At 72.1% G+C, this 16,649-nt stretch carries 15 protein-coding genes and 1 pseudogene; 10 read left to right on the forward strand and 6 right to left on the reverse strand.

The window, feature by feature from the left end:
• The first annotated feature begins 7 nt into the window (after nt 1-7).
• The 6 genes from ACGFYN_RS22335 to ACGFYN_RS22360 all read left to right on the forward strand — a co-directional run bounded on the left by ACGFYN_RS22335 (nt 8) and on the right by ACGFYN_RS22360 (nt 3,759).
• The gene (locus ACGFYN_RS22335) at nt 8-658 is read left to right on the forward strand and encodes a hypothetical protein (RefSeq protein WP_393867594.1); all 651 of its coding nucleotides are present in this window, start codon (nt 8-10) and stop codon (nt 656-658) included.
• Nucleotides 655-1,101 (forward strand): RDD family protein, encoded by a 447-nt coding sequence (locus ACGFYN_RS22340; RefSeq protein ID WP_393867595.1) that lies wholly within the window; start codon nt 655-657, stop codon nt 1,099-1,101. Before ACGFYN_RS22335 ends, ACGFYN_RS22340 begins: the two co-directional genes overlap by 4 nt.
• A gap of 126 nt (nt 1,102-1,227) precedes the next feature.
• Complete coding sequence (locus tag ACGFYN_RS22345) at nt 1,228-1,644, forward strand: hypothetical protein (RefSeq protein WP_393867596.1); 417 nt, start codon at nt 1,228-1,230, stop codon at nt 1,642-1,644.
• Nucleotides 1,645-1,662: 18 nt separating this feature from the next.
• Nucleotides 1,663-2,631: a polyphosphate kinase 2 family protein gene (locus ACGFYN_RS22350; RefSeq protein WP_393867597.1), complete on the forward strand. Its 969-nt coding sequence runs from the start codon at nt 1,663-1,665 to the stop codon at nt 2,629-2,631.
• Nucleotides 2,628-3,065 carry a cation-transporting P-type ATPase gene (locus ACGFYN_RS22355; RefSeq protein ID WP_393867598.1) on the forward strand — a complete coding sequence of 146 codons (438 nt, stop codon included), beginning with the start codon at nt 2,628-2,630 and terminating at the stop codon, nt 3,063-3,065. Before ACGFYN_RS22350 ends, ACGFYN_RS22355 begins: the two co-directional genes overlap by 4 nt.
• A 559-nt stretch (nt 3,066-3,624) precedes the next feature.
• Nucleotides 3,625-3,759 carry a hypothetical protein gene (locus ACGFYN_RS22360; protein WP_393867599.1) on the forward strand — a complete coding sequence of 45 codons (135 nt, stop codon included), beginning with the start codon at nt 3,625-3,627 and terminating at the stop codon, nt 3,757-3,759.
• A 15-nt stretch (nt 3,760-3,774) separates the two neighbouring features.
• Here the strand turns inward: ACGFYN_RS22360 and ACGFYN_RS22365 are convergent, their stop codons facing one another.
• Nucleotides 3,775-5,091, reverse strand: a complete 1,317-nt coding sequence (locus tag ACGFYN_RS22365) for a diacylglycerol/lipid kinase family protein (RefSeq protein WP_393867600.1) — start codon at nt 5,089-5,091, stop codon at nt 3,775-3,777.
• A 160-nt stretch (nt 5,092-5,251) separates the two neighbouring features.
• Between ACGFYN_RS22365 and ACGFYN_RS22370 the strand changes: the two genes are divergently transcribed.
• Complete coding sequence (locus ACGFYN_RS22370) at nt 5,252-5,785, forward strand: gamma carbonic anhydrase family protein (RefSeq protein ID WP_393867601.1); 534 nt, start codon at nt 5,252-5,254, stop codon at nt 5,783-5,785.
• 18 nt (nt 5,786-5,803) lie between these two features.
• On the opposite strand, the gene ACGFYN_RS22375 is transcribed toward ACGFYN_RS22370, so the two are convergent.
• The 4 genes from ACGFYN_RS22375 to ACGFYN_RS22390 all read right to left on the reverse strand — a co-directional run bounded on the left by ACGFYN_RS22375 (nt 5,804) and on the right by ACGFYN_RS22390 (nt 12,561).
• Nucleotides 5,804-6,460, reverse strand: coding sequence for a DedA family protein (locus ACGFYN_RS22375; protein ID WP_393867602.1), 657 nt, complete (start codon nt 6,458-6,460; stop codon nt 5,804-5,806).
• An 83-nt stretch (nt 6,461-6,543) separates the two neighbouring features.
• Nucleotides 6,544-8,103 carry a carboxylesterase/lipase family protein gene (locus ACGFYN_RS22380; protein WP_393867603.1) on the reverse strand — a complete coding sequence of 520 codons (1,560 nt, stop codon included), beginning with the start codon at nt 8,101-8,103 and terminating at the stop codon, nt 6,544-6,546.
• Nucleotides 8,100-10,565 (reverse strand): beta-glucosidase, encoded by a 2,466-nt coding sequence (locus ACGFYN_RS22385; RefSeq protein ID WP_393867604.1) that lies wholly within the window; start codon nt 10,563-10,565, stop codon nt 8,100-8,102. The genes ACGFYN_RS22380 and ACGFYN_RS22385 overlap by 4 nt, the downstream gene beginning before the upstream one ends.
• A gap of 217 nt (nt 10,566-10,782) precedes the next feature.
• Nucleotides 10,783-12,561: an RICIN domain-containing protein gene (locus ACGFYN_RS22390; RefSeq protein WP_393867605.1), complete on the reverse strand. Its 1,779-nt coding sequence runs from the start codon at nt 12,559-12,561 to the stop codon at nt 10,783-10,785.
• Nucleotides 12,562-12,921: 360 nt separating this feature from the next.
• On the opposite strand from ACGFYN_RS22390, the pseudogene ACGFYN_RS22395 reads away from it, so the two are divergent.
• Nucleotides 12,922-13,863 (forward strand): annotated as a pseudogene (locus tag ACGFYN_RS22395) (UTP--glucose-1-phosphate uridylyltransferase); the annotation flags it as partial.
• A gap of 95 nt (nt 13,864-13,958) precedes the next feature.
• Here the strand turns inward: ACGFYN_RS22395 and ACGFYN_RS22400 are convergent.
• Nucleotides 13,959-14,411: a DUF4442 domain-containing protein gene (locus ACGFYN_RS22400; RefSeq protein WP_393867606.1), complete on the reverse strand. Its 453-nt coding sequence runs from the start codon at nt 14,409-14,411 to the stop codon at nt 13,959-13,961.
• A gap of 71 nt (nt 14,412-14,482) precedes the next feature.
• Between ACGFYN_RS22400 and ACGFYN_RS22405 the strand changes: the two genes are divergently transcribed.
• Together ACGFYN_RS22405 and ACGFYN_RS22410 are read left to right on the forward strand one after the other, a co-directional pair.
• A complete protein-coding gene (locus ACGFYN_RS22405; protein ID WP_393867607.1) occupies nt 14,483-15,451 on the forward strand; it encodes a hypothetical protein in 969 nt (322 codons plus the stop codon).
• Nucleotides 15,452-15,526: 75 nt separating this feature from the next.
• Nucleotides 15,527-16,630, forward strand: a complete 1,104-nt coding sequence (locus ACGFYN_RS22410) for a hypothetical protein (protein ID WP_393867608.1) — start codon at nt 15,527-15,529, stop codon at nt 16,628-16,630.
• Nucleotides 16,631-16,649: the final 19 nt, after the last annotated feature.

A 16,649-nucleotide genomic window follows, 5' to 3' on the forward strand; every position in this document is an offset into this window, starting at 1 on the left:
TGCAGAGATGACCAGGATCGGCCTCGTGAACCCCTTCGACCTCGCCGGACGGGTGGCACGGTACGCGCTGGGGACCGCGGGATGGATCGCCGACCGGTTGGTGCCCGCAGTGACGGCCGCCGTCCTGGACCGGCTCGATCTGGACGGCGTGGCCGGCCGCCTCGACGTCAACCGGATCGCCGACCGGGTGGACGTGATGCGCGTGGCCCGCCGGGTGGACGTCGACGACATCGCCGACCAGGTCGACGTGGACCGGGTGGCGGCCCGGGTGGACGTGGACGCGGTGGCCGCCCGGCTCGACGTGGACCGGGTCGCCGAACGCATCGACCTGGAGCGGATCGTGGCGCGTCTCGACATGGACCGGATCGCGGCGGGCATCGACGTCGACCGGATCGCCGCCCGCCTGGACGTGGACGCCGTGATCGACCGGGTCGACCTGGCCGCGCTCACCCGGGCCGTGCTGGAGGAGATCGACCTGGGCCGGATCGTCCGCGACACCAGTGGGGGGATGGCCGAGGAAACGGTCGACGCGCTGCGGCTGCGGAGCATGCGGGCCGACCGGATGGTCAACCGGGTCGCCGACCGCCTGATGCACAGACCCGGCACCGTACCGGACCGCGTCGACGGACTCGCGCCGCCGAACGGGCAGGCGCCGTGACGCATCCGGACCGGGGGGAGGTGCAGGGCGGCACGGCGGGGGTCGTGTCGCGGTGCCTCGCGGCCGTGGTCGACGCGATCGTGGTGGTCTGCATCGGGCTGGCCGTGCAGCTCGCGTTCAGCGGGCTGCGGCTGATCGTCACCGGGCCGCCGTTCCACATGCCCGACCTCTCGCTCTGGCTCACCGGCGCGCTCGGCTGGGCCATCGCCGTGCTCTACCTGGGCACGAGCTGGGCCACGACCGGCGGCACCCTCGGCGACTGGCTGCTGGGGCTGCGCGTCACCTGCCGCACCGGACGGCTGCTCGGCATCACCCGCTCACTGCTGCGCGCCGTCCTGTGCATCGCCCTGCCCGTCGGCCTGTTCTGGATCCCCTTCAGCCGGCGCCACGCCTCGGTGCAGGACGTCGCCGTGGCCAGCGCCGTGCACTACCACCGCTTCTGAACCGTGCACCCTCGTCACCTCCGGCCCCGGCCTCACCCTTCCGAGGTGACGCCGGGCCGCCGACGCCGGCGTAGGAGTGGAGAAGATGCCGCGTCACGCGGCCGTTCCGAGGACGGAGGTCCTGCCATGACCACCACCACGCATCACCGGCGCTCGGAGGGAACCCTGGCGGTCGCCGGCGGACTGACGGCGTTCGCCGCAGTGATGCTCGTCATGTGCGGCATGCTCGACATCTTCCGCGGCATCATGGCGATCGCGGACGACGAGGTCTTCATCAACACCCCCCACTACGTCTTCAGGTTCGACCTGACGAGCTGGGGCTGGATCCATCTGGGCCTCGGGGTCGTCGCCATGGCCGTCGGCATGGGTCTCGTCATGAAGGCGACCTGGGCGAGGGTCATGGGCGTGGGCGTCGCGGCGCTGCTGATCATCGCCAACTTCCTCGACATCCCGTACCAACCGTTCTGGTCCGTCACCCTGATCGCGCTGTACGGCTTCATCATCTGGGCGCTGTGCGTGGTGCAGCCGGACGAGTCCTACTGACGACCGGGGACCGCGCTCATGAAGGACGAACGCGCCGAGCGGATCGCCGAGTTGATCGCACCGCTGCGGGTGGAGCCGGGGTCGAAGGTGGACCTGGCCACCGACTTCGACCCGGGCGACAAGACCGGCATCCGCAAGAAGAAGGACGGCCGGGAACTGCTGGAGACCGGTGTCGCGATGCTGGCCGACTACCAGCGGCGGCTGGCCGCCGAGGGCAGGAACGGCGTGCTGCTGTGTCTGCAGGCCCTGGACGCCGGCGGCAAGGACGGCACGATCCGGCACGTGATGACCGGGGTGAACCCGCAGGGCATCCACGTGTCGAACTTCAAGGTGCCCTCCAACGAGGAACTCGACCACGACTTCCTCTGGCGCTACGCCTGCCGGCTGCCCCGGCGCGGTGAGATCGGCGTCTTCAACCGCTCGCACTACGAGGAGGTGCTGGTGGTGCGGGTGCACCCCGAGCTTCTCGACCGCCAGCGGCTGCCGGAGGAGGCCAAGCGCAAGGGCAAGTGGCGCCGTCGCTACCGGGAGATCAACGACTGGGAGCTCTATCTGCACGACAACGGCTTCCGGGTGGTCAAGCTGTTCCTGAACCTCTCCAAGGAGGAGCAGCGCACCCGCTTCCTCAAGCGCATCGACGTACCGGAGCGCAACTGGAAGTTCTCCGCCTCCGACGTGCGGGAACGCGCCTGGTGGGACGACTACCAGCTGGCGTTCTCCCGCATGCTGTCGGCCACCAGCACCAGCTGGGCGCCGTGGTACGTCATCCCCGCGGACCACAAGTGGTACGCCCGGATCTGCGCCGCCTCGGTGCTCGCCCACACCCTGATCGACCTCGACCCCCAGTACCCGGAGGTCGGCGAGAAGGCCCGGTACGAGCTGGGGCTGGTGAAGCAGGACCTCGAGGCGGAGGCCTCGTCCGGCGCGCCGGCCGATCCCTACGCCGCGTCGGTCGCGGGCCACAGGAAGCGGCAGCACGGACGATGACCTCCCCGGCGGGGAGAGAACGGGGCCGCGCGGCCGCGGCCGAACCCTGGTACGCACAGCCGCCCCAGGCCGTGGCGGACGTCCTCGGCGTGGACCCCGCCGTCGGTCTCAGCGGCGCGCAGGCGGCCGAACGGCTCGGCCGGGACGGCCCGAACGCCCTGCCGGAGGAGCAGACCCGGCCCGGCTGGCGCCGGTATCTCGACCAGTACCGCAGCTACATGCAGACCATCCTGATCGCCGCGGCGATCGTGTCGCTGGCCATCCAGGAGTGGGGCACCGCGGTGCTGCTGCTCGTGCTGACGGTGATCAACGCGGGCATCGGCATGCGCCAGGAGGGCAAGGCCGAGAGCGCCATGAACGCCCTCAAGTCGATGATGAAGGCGACGGCGCGGGTACGGCGGGACGGTATCCGGCCCCCTTCTTTCCGACGCTGAGGCGGCCGTCGCCGCGTACCGCGCCCAGACCGGCGCGGTGTGGGCACCGGCGGCGAACGGGCGGCCCCCGGCGGAGGCCGCCCTCCACGAACCGCCGGCCGGCTGGGCCGCAGCGACCGGCAGCACGTGCGTGCCCCAGCCGTCCAACGCGACTTACAGCCCGGGCCGGTCAACGCCCAGGCGCGGATGCCGACTTCGGGCCAGGACAGGCGCACGCGGCCCTGGGCGGGGCGCCGGAGAGATTGAACCGTACGAGCGCGCCGGACGGAAGACGGTGGCCGCGCGCGGCGGCAGCAGGCCCACCAGGGCCCCCGGGCGGCCACCTCACCCGCCGCGGGTGAGGCAACTCCGCAGGCGAACAGGCCTGTTCGGCCCTGCGGGCGGGCGAACGCGACGACGCGCAGGCCGGCCCGGACCGTCTTGGGGTGGCCCTGCCCCGGTCCGGTTCCTCACCTGCGGCGGGTGACGCGGACCGGGACGGATCGCGGCTGGATGGACCTCGACCACGTCGAAGGGAGCGGCCATGGCCGGTATTGCGTCTCCTTCGAGGAGCCAGAACGTGCGCGATTATCCGCACGACGTCAACGTCACCTCGTGGGGATGGCTGCACCTGGGCTCCGGCGTCGTCCTCGCGGCCGCCGCCTTCACGCTCTTCCGCGCCGAGGCGCACAAGGCCTACGTCGCACAGAGGTAGCCGGGACGTGCGTCCTCAGCCGCGCGGTCCGCGCACGGCCGGGAGGCCCATCCGGGCCAGCCGGCGCCATTCGAGCCGGGGCCGCGCCGCCCGCATGCCCGGGCGGTGCCGCGGCACCAGCACGCGCAGCGCGTGCGGCCGTACGACGCAGTGCACGGGGACGGGCAGGACCAGCGCCTCGCCGTCGATCCCGGCCGGGATCGACGGCCGGTCCGCGTCGACGACCACCTCCGCCGCCGTCGCCTGCGTCAGTCCGGCGGCGTGGCGCCCGCGCAGCAGGCCGGCGGCCTGGGCGGCGCTGTTCACGACCACGCCGACCGCGCCCAGCACCCCGCCGTCCAGGCGTGCCCGGCGGCCCAGGCCCGCGATGTCGCCGGTGCCGTACGGGTTGTTGCTGACCAGCAGGGCCTGCGGCGAGGTGAAGAGGGTGCCGCCCGCGCGGGCCGTCAGGGTGGCGCCCTTCTCGCCCAGGAGCAGGTCGGGCAGCAGCTCCAGGGTGGTGCGGGTCTTGCCGTCGCGGTACGCCGAGCTCCGCACGACTTCGGCGTAGGCGCCGAAGGACACGTTGTTGACGAAGGGGCGCCCGCCCGCCCGGCCGAGGTCGACCCGCAGCTCCACTCCGTCGCGCAGGGCCTCCAGAGCCTTCGAGGGGTCCTCACGGTCCAGGCCCAGGTCGAGCGCGAAGTGGTTGCGGGTGCCCGCGGGGATCACCAGCAACGGGAGGTCGAGCCCCGCGGCGACATCGGCGACCAGTGCCTGGGTGCCGTCCCCGCCCGCGACGCCGAGCAGATCGGCGCCCTCGGCCGCGGCCCTACGGGCGAGCTCGGAGACGTCGGTCTCCCCCGGGCCCGCCAGGAGCAGCACCCGGGCGCCCAGCGACTCGGCCTTCGCGCGCAGCCCGAACCGCTCGACCTTGCCGCCGCCCGACCGCGGGTTCATGATCAGCACGGCGCGTTCGACGCGCGGCGCGGGGCCCTCGGCCGGCACGGCAGGCCGGTCGGTCCGCACGAGGGCACCCCGGCCGGCCGCGAGCGCGAGCAGCCACAGTGCCCACGCCACGAGCACGACCCGGAGCAGATGGGCGCCGGTGTAGGCCACGAGCATCCAGACCGGCGCGGCCACCGCCAGCAGCGCCGCGAGCAGACGGACCGGGCCGCGGCGGGTCAGGATCCACCACAGAGCCGCGGCGGTCACCACCGTGCCGAACAGTCCGACCACCAGCAGGCCGAAGGTCTTCAGCCCCGCGAACACGAGGAGGACGAGCACCGACGCCGCGGCGGCCGCCAGTGACGCCCGTGCCAACCAGCGCTGACGCGGCGTCGTGGGCTCCATGGCACCACGGTCCGACGACGCTGCCCGGCGGGCATCACCCACGGCAGGTGACCCGTACGGGCCTCCCCCGCTCGCCCACGGCGGGTGACGCGCGACCTGGCGGGCCGCCCGGGGAGTCCATCGCTTACGGTGCGTCTTGAACCGAGGACGAGGAGAGGCGATGACGCACAAAGCGTTGATCACGGGGATCGGCGGCAGGGAACCGAAGATCGACAACGAGGCCTTCGTGGCACCCACGGCGTCGGTGATCGGCGATGTGACGCTGAAGTCCGGGACGAGCGTCTGGTACGGCGCCGTCCTGCGCGGCGACGTGGAGCGGATCTCCGTGGGAGCTCAGGCGAACATCCAGGACAACTGCACGCTCCATGCCGACCCGGGCTTCCCCGTGAGCATCGGCGAGCGGGTGTCCGTCGGGCACAACGCGGTGGTGCACGGGGCGACCGTCGAGGACGACTGCCTGATCGGCATGGGGGCGACGGTCCTCAACGGCGCGGTGATCGGCGCCGGGTCGCTCGTCGCCGCGCAGGCGCTGGTGCCGCAGGGGATGCAGGTGCCGCCGGGCTCGCTGGTGGCGGGCGTGCCGGCGAAGGTGAAGCGGGAGCTGACGCCGGAGGAGCGCGAGGTCGTCACCCTGAACGGCACGCTCTACGCGGAGCTGGCGAAGACGCACCACGAAGTGCACGAACAGGCGTAGGGCGACGGCGGGCGGCGCTCAGTCGACAGCCGGTACGGCCTCCGCCTCGGCCGCTTCCCGCTCCCTGGCGGCGGCCGCCTTCGTCGCCTTGCGCTTCAGGACCAGCATGGACGTCAGGCCGATCAGCACGGCGACCACCAGCCCGAGGTAGGAGAACCTCTTCAGCCAGTCCTCGGCGACGATGCCCACGTAGTAGATGACGGCCGTCGTGCCGCCCGCCCAGCAGATGCCGCCGAGGACGTTGGCGATGAGGAACTTCCAGTACGGCATGTGGAGCACGCCCGCGAGCGGGCCCGCGAAGATGCGCAGAAGGGCGACGAAGCGGCCGAAGAAGACGGCCCACATGCCCCACTTCTCGAAGGACCGCTCGGCGGTGGCGACGTGTCCCTCGCTGAAGTGTCTGGGGAACTTGGTGCCCAGCCAGGCCAGCAGCGGCCGTCCGCCCTTGCGCCCGATGGCGTAACCGATGGAGTCGCCGACGACGGCGCCCGCGGTCGCGCACGCGCCGAGCACGATCGGGTTGATCCCGGAGTGCTGGGAGGACAGCAGGGCGGCGGAGACCAGGACGATCTCGCCGGGCAGCGGGATACCCAGGCTCTCCACGCCGATGACCAGGGCCACCACCGCGTAGACGGCGGCCGCGGGTACCGTGTCGAGCCATTCCTGGACGTGCAACGCCGGTCCTCCCGTTTGTGACCCTTTGTTCCTGCGTTCCCGGCGCGCGCCCGCGCGGGGCGCACACCGGGAAGCCTACCGGGTCAGCCGTTCGAGGCGCCGTCCCACAGATCGCACTGGTGTTCCTGATGGACAGAGGTGCTCAGGGTGTTCCCGCCCTTGGACGCCGTCTTCAGGGAGAGCACCGTCCCGGGGCCGGCGGGCATCGTGGGCTGCCCCTCGGCACGGGGCACTCCGGTCCGCACGAAGGATCCCCAGTACTGGACCATCTGCCGCGACAGGGCCTTCTGCTCGGCGTTCAGCGGGGAGTCCAGTCCGAAGTGCTTGAAGAGGTACTGGATCTCGTTCACATGGGTCGCGCCGAAGTCGAAGTCGGTGTGCAGATTGCGCAGCGAGGCGAACGGCGGGGAGGTGCGGTCGGCGAACTCGTACGAGTAGACCGGACCGCGGGCGGCGAGCAGGCCGTCGAGCCGCAGCGCCGGGCAGCTGAACAGGGTGTCGCCGAGCGCGGTGGCGAAACCGATGGTCGGCGTCGGGTAGTCCGCGAGCGGGTAGCGCCCGAGGGCCTCCTCGCCGAAGTTGTCCCGCATGACCCCCGGGTACTGCTCGGCCGTGAGGGGCGTGCCGCCCAGGTCGAACGAGGAGAAGGCGAAGAGCCGTCCCTCGTCCTTGTTCGAGCCGTTGATCACCGGAACCCGGGAGGCGGTCCCGTCCGCGACGGCCTGTTCGGGCTGCACCGGCAGGAAGGCGCCACCGGTCACCGGGCCCCAGTCGAAGTCGCCCTGGGCCTCGAGGACCTCGCGGGCGGACTTGCCGCGCAGGCACGACACGGTCGAGCAGCCGAGCTTCTGGGCGAAGGAGGTTCCCTGCGTCACCGCGTCCTGATGCGTCCGTGCGCTGCAGTCGTCGTAGGCACCGCTCTCGATGATGCCCGCGCGGAACAGGCCGCGGGCCGTGGGTGAGGCCAGCTGGGTGCAGACCGAGCGGCCGCCGGCCGACTCTCCCGCGATGGTGACACGGCCCGGGTCGCCGCCGAAGCGGCCGACGTTGGCGCGCACCCAGCGCAGGGCGGCCTGCTGGTCGAGCATGCCGAAATTGCCGGAGACCCCGTCGTGGGTCTCGCCGTCGAGACCGGCCATGGCGAGGAAACCCATCGCGCCGAGGCGGTAGTTGACGGTCACCACGACCGTGCCCGTCTGCCGTGCGAACACGTCGGGGACGACGTCCTGACCCGCGCCCGCGGTCAGTCCGCCGCCGTGGAACCAGACCAGGACCGACCGCCGTGCGGACCCCTCGGGCACATACACATTGAGGTCCAGGCAGTCCTCGGTGTACGAGGGCTGCTCGTAGCCGGGGTCCCAACTCGACGTCTGCACGCACTTGTTGCCGAAGTCCCGTGCGGAGCGCACCCCGTGCCAGGGCCGCACGGGGTGCGGTGCGCGCCAGCGCAGACTGCCGACCGGCGCCTCCGCGTACGGGATGCCGAGGAACTGCCGCCCCTCGGCGGTGGTTTCACCCCGCACCGGACCCGCCTCGGTGCGGACGACGGGGCTCCCGCCCGCCGACGCGGCCTGCGCCGCCGGGACGGGCGCGACGAGCGCCGCCGCGAGGGCCGTCAGGCCGATGACGATGCGCCGGATCATCTGCTCACCTCCACGTTCGTACGCAGCCGGAGATCGCCCGAGGACGACCCGGCCCAGACGGCGCGGCGGCCGGTGCCGAGCACCCAGCCGTGACGCCCGGTGTCCCAGGAGGACAGGGTGCGCGCGGTGACAGTCACGGTGACGCGCCGCCGCTCCCCCGCGCGCAGGGCCAGCCGCCGGTATCCGCCCAACACCCTTACCGCCTGGTCGAGTCGCAGGTGCGGCGAGGGCCCGACGTAGACCTGCGGCACGGCGACGCCGTCCCGGCGGCCGGTGTTGCGGACGGTGAGGGACACCTCCAGGCCGTGCCCGGTCCGCCGCGCCCGCAGGTCCTCGTAGGAGAAGGAGGTGTACGACAGTCCGTGCCCGAAGGGGAACAGCGGCCGTACGCCCTCGGCGTCGTACCAGCGGTAGCCGGCGTGGATGCCCTCCGAGTACTCCTCGGTGCCGTCCACGCCCGGGTAGCGGCGGGGGTCGCCGGCGACGGGGTGGTGGTCGTCGTCGGCCGGGAAGGACTGGGTGAGGCGGCCGCCGGGGTCGCACTCGCCGTACAGGACGGCCGCGGTGGCGGCCGCGCCCTCCTGGCCCGGGTAGTACATCTGGAGCACGGCGCCGGTGCGCCGCAACCACGGCATCGACGTCGAGGACGAGGTGTTGAGGACGACCGTGGTGCGCGCGTTGGCCGCCGTGACCGCCTCGATCAGCTGCTCCTGGTGGCCGGGCAGGGCGATCGTGCCGCGGTCCAGGCCCTCGGTGGCGTCCTCGTAGGCGAACAGCACCACGTCGCGGGCGACTTGGGCGGCGGCGACGGCCTCGGCGACGTCCTGCGCCCGGGTGGCGCCGGTGCTCCTGCGCAGCCGGAACGTCAGCCCGCCGGCTCCCCCTTGCGCGGTGATCCGCAGCGAGTGGGAGCCCTTGGCGAGCGTGCGGGTCGCGCGGCGCACGGACAGCCCGTCGGGGGCGGCCGAGACGAGCCCGCCCGTGAAGAACTCGCCGTATCCGGGGGCCTGCGGGAAGAGTTCGGTGCCGTCGAGGAGGACCTTGGGGCGGGCCGTGGGCGCGGAGGAGAAGTGCAGGACGAAGGTCCACTCGTCGGTCTCCGGGGCGGCGAGCGTCCCGTCGTACGTCCAGATCTGCCCGGCGGCCACCTGCCGGCCCTCGCTGTCGAAGGCGGGGCTGAGCGCGGACGCCGGGATCGCCTTGCCGAAGAGGTCCTCGCCGAGCGCGTAAGTGACCTTGCCCGCGCGGGACTTGACGGCGTCCAGCGGGCTGTCGGCGTGGTCCGGCACGACGTGGGCGCTACCGCCGCCGCTGACGAAGGGCAGGCTGCCGGTGGGGCCGATCACCGCGACGCTGCCGCCGGGTCTCAGGGGCAGCGTGCCGTGCTCGTTGCGCAGCAGGGTGGCGCCCGCCTTGGCGACCTCCAGGGCCAGGGCCGCGCCCGCCGGTGCGTCGCGGTCGGGGCGCGGCGGGACGCTGCCGTCGAGCAGTCCGAAGCGGTCCATCACGCCGAGGATCCGGCGCACGGCCCGGTCGACGTACCGCTCGGGCACGCTGCCGTTCTGCACGGCCGACTTCAGCGCCGTACCGAAGTAGGCACCGTCGGGCATCTCCATGTCGAGGCCGGCGGTGATCGCCGCGAGGGTGCTGTGCGCGGCGAACCAGTCGGTCATCACCCAGCCCCCGAAGCCCCATTGCTCGCGCAGTATGCCGGTCAGCAGTGTCCGGTTCTCGCAGGCGAAGGTGCCGTTGACCTTGTTGTAGGCGCCCATCACCGCGCCGGTGCCGGCGTTCACCGCGGCCTCGAAGCCGCGCAGTTCGAGCTCGTGCATGGTCTGCTCGTCGACCCGCACGTCGATCGACATGCGGTCCTGCTCCTGGTTGTTCATCGCGTAGTGCTTGACGGTCGCGACGAGGTGCTCGCCCTGGATGCCGCCGATCTCCGCGGCGACCAGGTCGGCGGCGAGCAGCGGATCCTCGCTGAGCGTCTCGAAGTTGCGGCCGGCGTACGGGGTGCGGATGAGGTTGACCATCGGGGAGAGCAGGACGTCCTGGCCGAGTGCGCGGCCCTCGCGGCCGACGACCTGGCCGTAGCGGCGGGCGAGGGACGGGTCGAAGGCGGAGGCGAGCAGGACGGGCGCGGGCAGGGCGGTGGCGTGCCGGGTGACGCGGACACCGGCCGGGCCGTCGGTCAGCCGCAAGGGCGGGATGCCGAGGCGCTGCACCCCGGGGACGTAGCCGGCCTGGCCGAGCGGGTTGGGGTCGGTGGCGCCGTGCAGGAGGGAGATCTTCTCGTCGAGGGTGAGCTTGCCGATCAGGCCTTCGACGCGGGGGCCGGCCCCCGCCTCGGGTCTGCCCAGCGCGTGTGCGGGGGGTGTGAGACCGCTGGTGGCCGCCGTGGCGACGGCTATGGCGCCGCCCAGCAGGCGCAGTGCGGATCTCCGGGAGACAGTGTCGGTCATGGGCCGTCACTCCTTCGGTGCGCGAACACGACGATGTGCGTTCGGACTGTGAACGCACCATGCGTTGCGGCCGACTTGACACTCCGTCGGCCACGAGGGGCGCGGCGGGAAAACTATGACCGGCAGTGACTCGTGTCAATGAAGCGAACAAGAAACGCTCTCGTGCCGACAAGAAACGAAGACGGGGCCGCCCGGTGGGGCGGCCCCGGGTGACGCTCTACGGGTGTAGGGCCATGTTCAGCGCAGGTTCGAGCGGGGACTTGACCGACTTGAGCCGAGCCTCGACCGCGCCCACTGCGTGACGGGGGGCCGTCGAGGCAGAGCCGCTGCCGGCCGGGGCGAACCGCTCCTCGTACTGCCCGTCCTCGGACTTCCGCGGCGGGGACTTCACCCCGGGCGGCTTCGGCGTGCTGCCGGGAGAGTCCTTCGTGGGCTCAACCCCCTTGCCCGTACGGCCACTTCCGTCATGGCCGGCATCGAGCGCCCAGCGCTGCCCGGCCGTACCGTCCCGCGCCGTCACCACGACCGACGTCCCCCTGCCCGGCGCGACGAGCAGCCCCTTGCCGTCGCGCAGCAGAAGCTCGCCGCGGACCGTGAGGTCGTAGCGGATCTCGCTGCCGTGCACCAGGCACCCGGCCAGCGTCACCGGGCGCGCGCCGACGCCGGAGGCGAGGCACAGGGTCGGGTCCAGGCCGCTGCGCAGCAGGCCGTCGCTCTGGTACGACCACTGCTGCGAGCCGGCGGAGGAGCAGGCCGCCAGGACGGCCGCGGCACCGGACGCGGCCCGGCCGCCCTCGACGTCGAGGCAGAGGCCGGCCCCGATGCTGCGGAACCTGCCGCGTCCGATTTCGACGGGCTGCCCCACGGAGGCGGGCTGCCCCAGAGAGGCGGGCCGTCCCGCGGAGGCGGGCTGCGTGCCGTATGGCGGGGTGCCCTCCGCGGAGCGCGACGGGTGCAGGGTGCTGCTGCTCTCGGCTCCCCAGGTGGCCTGCCGTCCGGGGACACCGTTGTCGTCGGTCCAGCCCTTGACGGCGAGCACGGTGGCGAGCAGGGCGAGGGCTGCCACACCGACACTCACGGCGACCGCCATGGTGTGTCTGCGCGACGGGATCGGGCGGTGGCGGCCGTCGCCTCCCGGCCGCAGGGGGCCGCGCCCGGGCGTCGGCGCGAGGCCGCCGCCGCGGCGGGGGCGGGAGTCGAGATAGCGCCGGGCGCCCCAGCCGAGCACGGTTCCGGCGAGCAGTTCCTCCAGACCGCCCTCGAAATGGCTGAGCTGTTCGGCGGCGTGACGGCAGTAGCGGCAGGCCATCAGGTGCTGCTGGACATCCGGGAGCAGGGCACCGCCCCGGCGTATCGGGACATCGAGGAGGCGGTTGTAGAAACGGCATTCCTTGCCGGGCGCGAGTTCCCGGTGTGCGCGCACACAGCCCACTCTGAATTGCTCGCGCGCCTGCTCCAGCGCGGCCGCCGCGGTGCCCGGATCCACCCCCAACAGACCAGCCGGTACGGATATGGGCTCCGCCTCGACCTCGGTGTGCCACAGGAGGCATTGCGAAGCTCCCGGAAGTGCCTGAAATGCCCGCTCCGCAAGGCGCCGCCTTTCCGGTGTCACGGGCCGCGCGGCACGCAGTCCGCGCCCGCCGGTCGGTTTGCGGAGTTCCGGCAGAACAACGGAGATACCGTCATCTGCCGCCCACTCCTTGACCGTGTCCCGTACGGCCGTGAGGAGGTGCGGCCGCAGGGCGCCGCCGGTCGGTCGGCGCAGGACCCGGTGGAACGCGGCGGCCGCGGCCATGGCCGCCGGGTCCTCCCCGGAGGCCAGGCAGATGACCGCGTAGTCGAAGGTCGCGCGCCAGTGCCGGGCCAGCAGCAACGCGGATGCGCGGGCTCCCTCGGGGCCCTGGCCCAGCTGGGCGAGAAGGTTGCGGTCGGACTCGGGTGTACCCGATCCGGGACGGGGTGGATAGGGCGGGCGTGGGGGGTAGGGGGATTGCACGGAACCATTTCCTTCCATGCGGCGGACGGTGGGGGGAAAACGCATCCAACGGAAATCAGACGCCCGATTGGTGCGTACCTATACCGCGTCGAGTTCTGGGACCCGTATAGGGTCGCTCACTTTCGCACAATTGACGTACAGGAAACAAGGAGTTCGAACAGCTCCGAACCAAAAGGCGCTAACCTCAAATAAGTTACCGGCGGTACCCGCACCCGCATTCGAAATATTCGTTGATCCGTCCACCAAGTTGTGTGCGCCATAGGGCGGTTGGCACACGAAATCTCCACCGCCCGCGGACCCACAGCGGGCTCCGAAGTTCCTCTCGGCCGGCTCTCATCCGCGTCCGCCAGCATGCGCCGCATGATCGCCCCCCACGCTTCCAGCACCCCCGCCCGCACCGTCCGCAAGGCCGTCGTCCCGGCGGCCGGACTCGGTACGCGGTTCCTGCCCGCGACCAAGGCCACGCCGAAGGAGATGCTGCCGGTCGTCGACAAGCCGGCCATCCAGTACGTCGTCGAGGAGGCGGCCGCGGCCGGGCTGGCCGACGTCCTCATGGTCACCGGCCGGCACAAGCGGGCCATCGAGGACCACTTCGACAACGCCTTCGAGCTGGAACAGGCGCTCACGGCCAAGGGGGACGCCGAAGGGGGACGCCGTACGCCTGGACGCCGTACGCGACCCGGCCCGGCCGGCCAGCATCCGCCACATCCGCCAGGGCGAGCCGCTCGGCCTCGGTCACGCTGTGCTGTGCGCCCGCCGCCACGTCGGCGACCAGCCCTTCGCGGTCCTGCTCGGCGACGACCTGGTCGACCCGCGCGAGACGCTGCTCAGCCGGATGCTCGACGTCCGCGACCGGCACGCGGGAAGCGTCGTGGCGCTGGTGGAGGTCCCGCCGGAGCAGGTCCATCTCTGCGGCTGCGCGGCCGTGGAACCGACCGGCGAGGAGGACGTCGTCCGCGTCACCGGCCTGGTGGAGAAGCCCGCGCCCCAGGACGCGCCGAGCCGGTACGCGGTGATCGGCTGCTACGTCCTCGACCCGGCCGTCTTCGACACCTGGAGCGCACCCCGCCCGGCCGGGGCGGCGAGATCCAACTCACCGACGCCCTCCGGGAACTGGCCGCGGGCGGCACGGTGCACGGCGTCGTCTTCGACGGGCTGCGCTACGACACGGGCGACAAGGCCGACTATCTGCGCACGGTGGTCCGCCTGGCCTGCGACCGGGACGACCTGGGCCCCGAATTCGTCGCCTGGCTCAAGGAGTTCGTGGCCGGTCTGGAGGGCGGCGCGGCGGCGAAGGGCCGCCGCTCGCGGCCTGACGGCGCACCGAAGGCCCGGCCTGGCGGCGCACCGAAGGCCCGGGAACGGCACGTACCCGGGCCTCAACTCACCATCGTCGTTCAGCCGTTGGGGCGCAGGGTCCACACCACGGTCATCTCACCGGTGACCGCACCGTCCGCGCGCCGGATCTCGATCGACACCGGGAACTCGGGCCGCTCCCCTGCGTCCAACTCCGCCACGACGTCGGCGGCGGGCCGGCCGAGGGTCGCGGTGGCGGTGACGGCACCCATCGCCAGCTTCCGGTAGGCGATCTCGGCGCTCACGGCGAGCGGCACGGCCCGCGCCAGCTGGTCCCCGAACGCGGCGAGCACGATCGCCCCGCTCGCGGACTCCCCGAGCGTGAACATCGCGCCGGCATGCGGCCCGCCCACGTGGTTGTGGTACTCACCCTGGTCCGGCAGTGCCACCACGGCCTTGTCGGCCGTGGTCTCGAGGAACTCGAGATTCAGGGTCCGGGCCATCGGCACCGTCGCGGCGAGCATCTCGCCGATCGACATCTGGTCTGCGCTCATGAGGTGGATGTTACCCACGAGTAGCGACAGCTGGCCAGACTCGTACGGTGATCGCCGTATCGTTACGGTCCATGTGGCCAGGACAGCAGCAGCCGGGGGGCGGTCAGGAACCGCAGCAGCAACCGGCACAGGGCAATCCGTACCAGCAACCCGGATACCAGCAGCCCAATCCCTATGCGGGGCAGCCGACTCCGTACGGAGGGCAGCCGCCGACCGTCGTCGCGGGTGCGGCCACCGGCGGGCCGTCCGGGCCTCCGGGCGGCGGCCGCCGTACGAAGGTGATTGCTGTCACAGCGGCCGCGGCCGTCGTGGTGGCCGCCGCGGTGACCGGCGCCGTACTGCTCGGCGGCGGCAGCGACGACAAGACCGATCCGGACCCGACGCCTTCCTCGGCGTCGCCGACCGCCACGGCGGATCCACGCGCCGGCGGGAAGCTGAAGCCCACCGTCGCCGGCTGGAAGGTCGTGGTGAACGCCGACGCCGGCATCGCCTTCGACGTACCGGCCAACTGGGCCCTCCAGTCGCCGGGTTGGGTGTCCTACGTGGCGGAGAACGACGACCCCGACGACAAGCCCCTGGTCGCCATGAAGGCTCCCGCACTGCTCAAGGCGAAGTGGTGCGCGTCCGACGACGACAAGGACGGCCAGGCCGACTACACCCCCCTGGCCAGCGCGGGCACCAGGAAGAACAACGGGGCCAGGAGCACCGCGGAGGCGGCCCGCTCCGACTCGGCCGCCTGGGTCTACGGCACCTACACCCAGCCCGACCACAAGAAGGTCGCCACCGGCCCGGCCGCCTCCTTCACCACCACCTCGGGGCTCACCGGCAGTGTCGTCACGTCGCGGTCGTCCGGGGTGACGAAGCGGCACAAGTGCGACTCCGACGGCAAGGCGACGACCTTCGCCTTCAAGAACGGCGACGGCGATTTCGCGTCCTGGTCGTTCGTCGGCGCCAAGGGGGTCGGCGAGGAGGTCCCGGACGCCACGGTCAGGAGAATCCTCGGCACCGTCCGTCTCTACACTCCGCCCGAGGAATCCTGACGCCCCCGTATTGCTACGGCCCCGACGAGACACAGTGACCGAATCGTGTCCCGGGCAGCACTAGGGTGGCTCTTCATGTGGCCAGGACAGCAGCCGCCCGGGGGCGAGCAGAATGCGCAGGGGCAGAACCCTCAAGCGCAGAACAACCCGTACCAGCAGCCGGGGTACCAGCAGTCGAATCCGTATCAGCAGGGCAACCAGCAGAGCGGGTACCAGCAGCCCAACCCCTATGCGCAGCAGCCGCAGTGGGGGGCGCCGGGAGCGCCCGGCACGCCTCAGCCGCCGACCGGCGGTGGCGGTGGCGGTGGCGGTGGCGGTGGCGGTGGCGGTGGCGGTGGCGGTGGCGGTGGCGGTGGCGGCAACCGTACGAAGCTGGTCGCGATCGTGGCGGCCACGGCCGTGGTCGTGGCGGCGGGCGTCACCGGCTTCCTGGTGCTCGGCGGCAAGGACGACGACAAGGCCGACAGCGCCAAGGGCAAGAAGGTCAGGGAGTCGCCCACCGCGTCGGCCGATCCGAGCGCCTCGGCGTCCGGATCCGACGACAATCCGCGCGGTGGCGCCGGCGCGAAGGCGACCGTCCCGGGCTGGAAGGTCGTGGTGAACCCCAAGTGGGGCACCGCATTCGACGTTCCGGCGGACTGGGAGGTCGACTCCCCCGGTATGACCATCGGGTTCGAGGACGACAAGGACCCGAGCGGCAAGCCGCTCATCGTCATGTCGGCACCCGCCTACTACAAGTCCAAGTGGTGCACCTCCGACGCCGACAAGGACGGGCACTCGGACAACACGGCGCTCGCCGCCGTGGGCACCAAGGGTGCCGACGGTGCGAAGAGCACCGACGAGGTCGCCGTGAACCAGGTGCCCTGGTGGGTCTTCGGCGGTTACACGCAGCCGGACAAGAAGAGCCTCACCTTCGACAAGAAGGCCAAGTCCTTCAAGACGGCCGCCGGCATCACGGGCAAGTACGCCTGGGCCAGGTCCCACAACAGCCCGCAGATCGGCAAGTCCAAGTGCGCGAGCGACGGCAAGGCGATCACGTTCGGCTTCAAGAACTCCGCCGGTGACTACGTGGCCTGGAACTTCTACGGCGCGACCGGCGTCAAGGGAGAGGTCCCGGACGCGACGATCATGAAGATCCTGAGCACCGTACGGCTGTCCGGCGAGCCGACCGGCGGGTGACGGACCCGGGCGAACGGGG

The organism is Streptomyces sp. NPDC048419 (assembly GCF_043200415.1).
Lineage (GTDB): Bacteria > Actinomycetota > Actinomycetes > Streptomycetales > Streptomycetaceae > Streptomyces.

Coding starts and splice junctions, on each gene's coding strand:
- ACGFYN_RS22335 (WP_393867594.1), top strand. CDS start 8: ATGACCAGGATCGGCCTCGTGAACCCCTTCGACCTCGCCGGACGGGTG.
- ACGFYN_RS22345 (WP_393867596.1), top strand. CDS start 1,228: ATGACCACCACCACGCATCACCGGCGCTCGGAGGGAACCCTGGCGGTC.
- ACGFYN_RS22350 (WP_393867597.1), top strand. CDS start 1,663: ATGAAGGACGAACGCGCCGAGCGGATCGCCGAGTTGATCGCACCGCTG.
- ACGFYN_RS22355 (WP_393867598.1), top strand. CDS start 2,628: ATGACCTCCCCGGCGGGGAGAGAACGGGGCCGCGCGGCCGCGGCCGAA.
- ACGFYN_RS22365 (WP_393867600.1), bottom strand. CDS start 5,091: ATGGAGCCCACGACGCCGCGTCAGCGCTGGTTGGCACGGGCGTCACTG.
- ACGFYN_RS22370 (WP_393867601.1), top strand. CDS start 5,252: ATGACGCACAAAGCGTTGATCACGGGGATCGGCGGCAGGGAACCGAAG.
- ACGFYN_RS22380 (WP_393867603.1), bottom strand. CDS start 8,103: ATGATCCGGCGCATCGTCATCGGCCTGACGGCCCTCGCGGCGGCGCTC.
- ACGFYN_RS22385 (WP_393867604.1), bottom strand. CDS start 10,565: ATGACCGACACTGTCTCCCGGAGATCCGCACTGCGCCTGCTGGGCGGC.
- ACGFYN_RS22400 (WP_393867606.1), bottom strand. CDS start 14,411: ATGAGCGCAGACCAGATGTCGATCGGCGAGATGCTCGCCGCGACGGTG.
- ACGFYN_RS22405 (WP_393867607.1), top strand. CDS start 14,483: ATGTGGCCAGGACAGCAGCAGCCGGGGGGCGGTCAGGAACCGCAGCAG.
- ACGFYN_RS22410 (WP_393867608.1), top strand. CDS start 15,527: ATGTGGCCAGGACAGCAGCCGCCCGGGGGCGAGCAGAATGCGCAGGGG.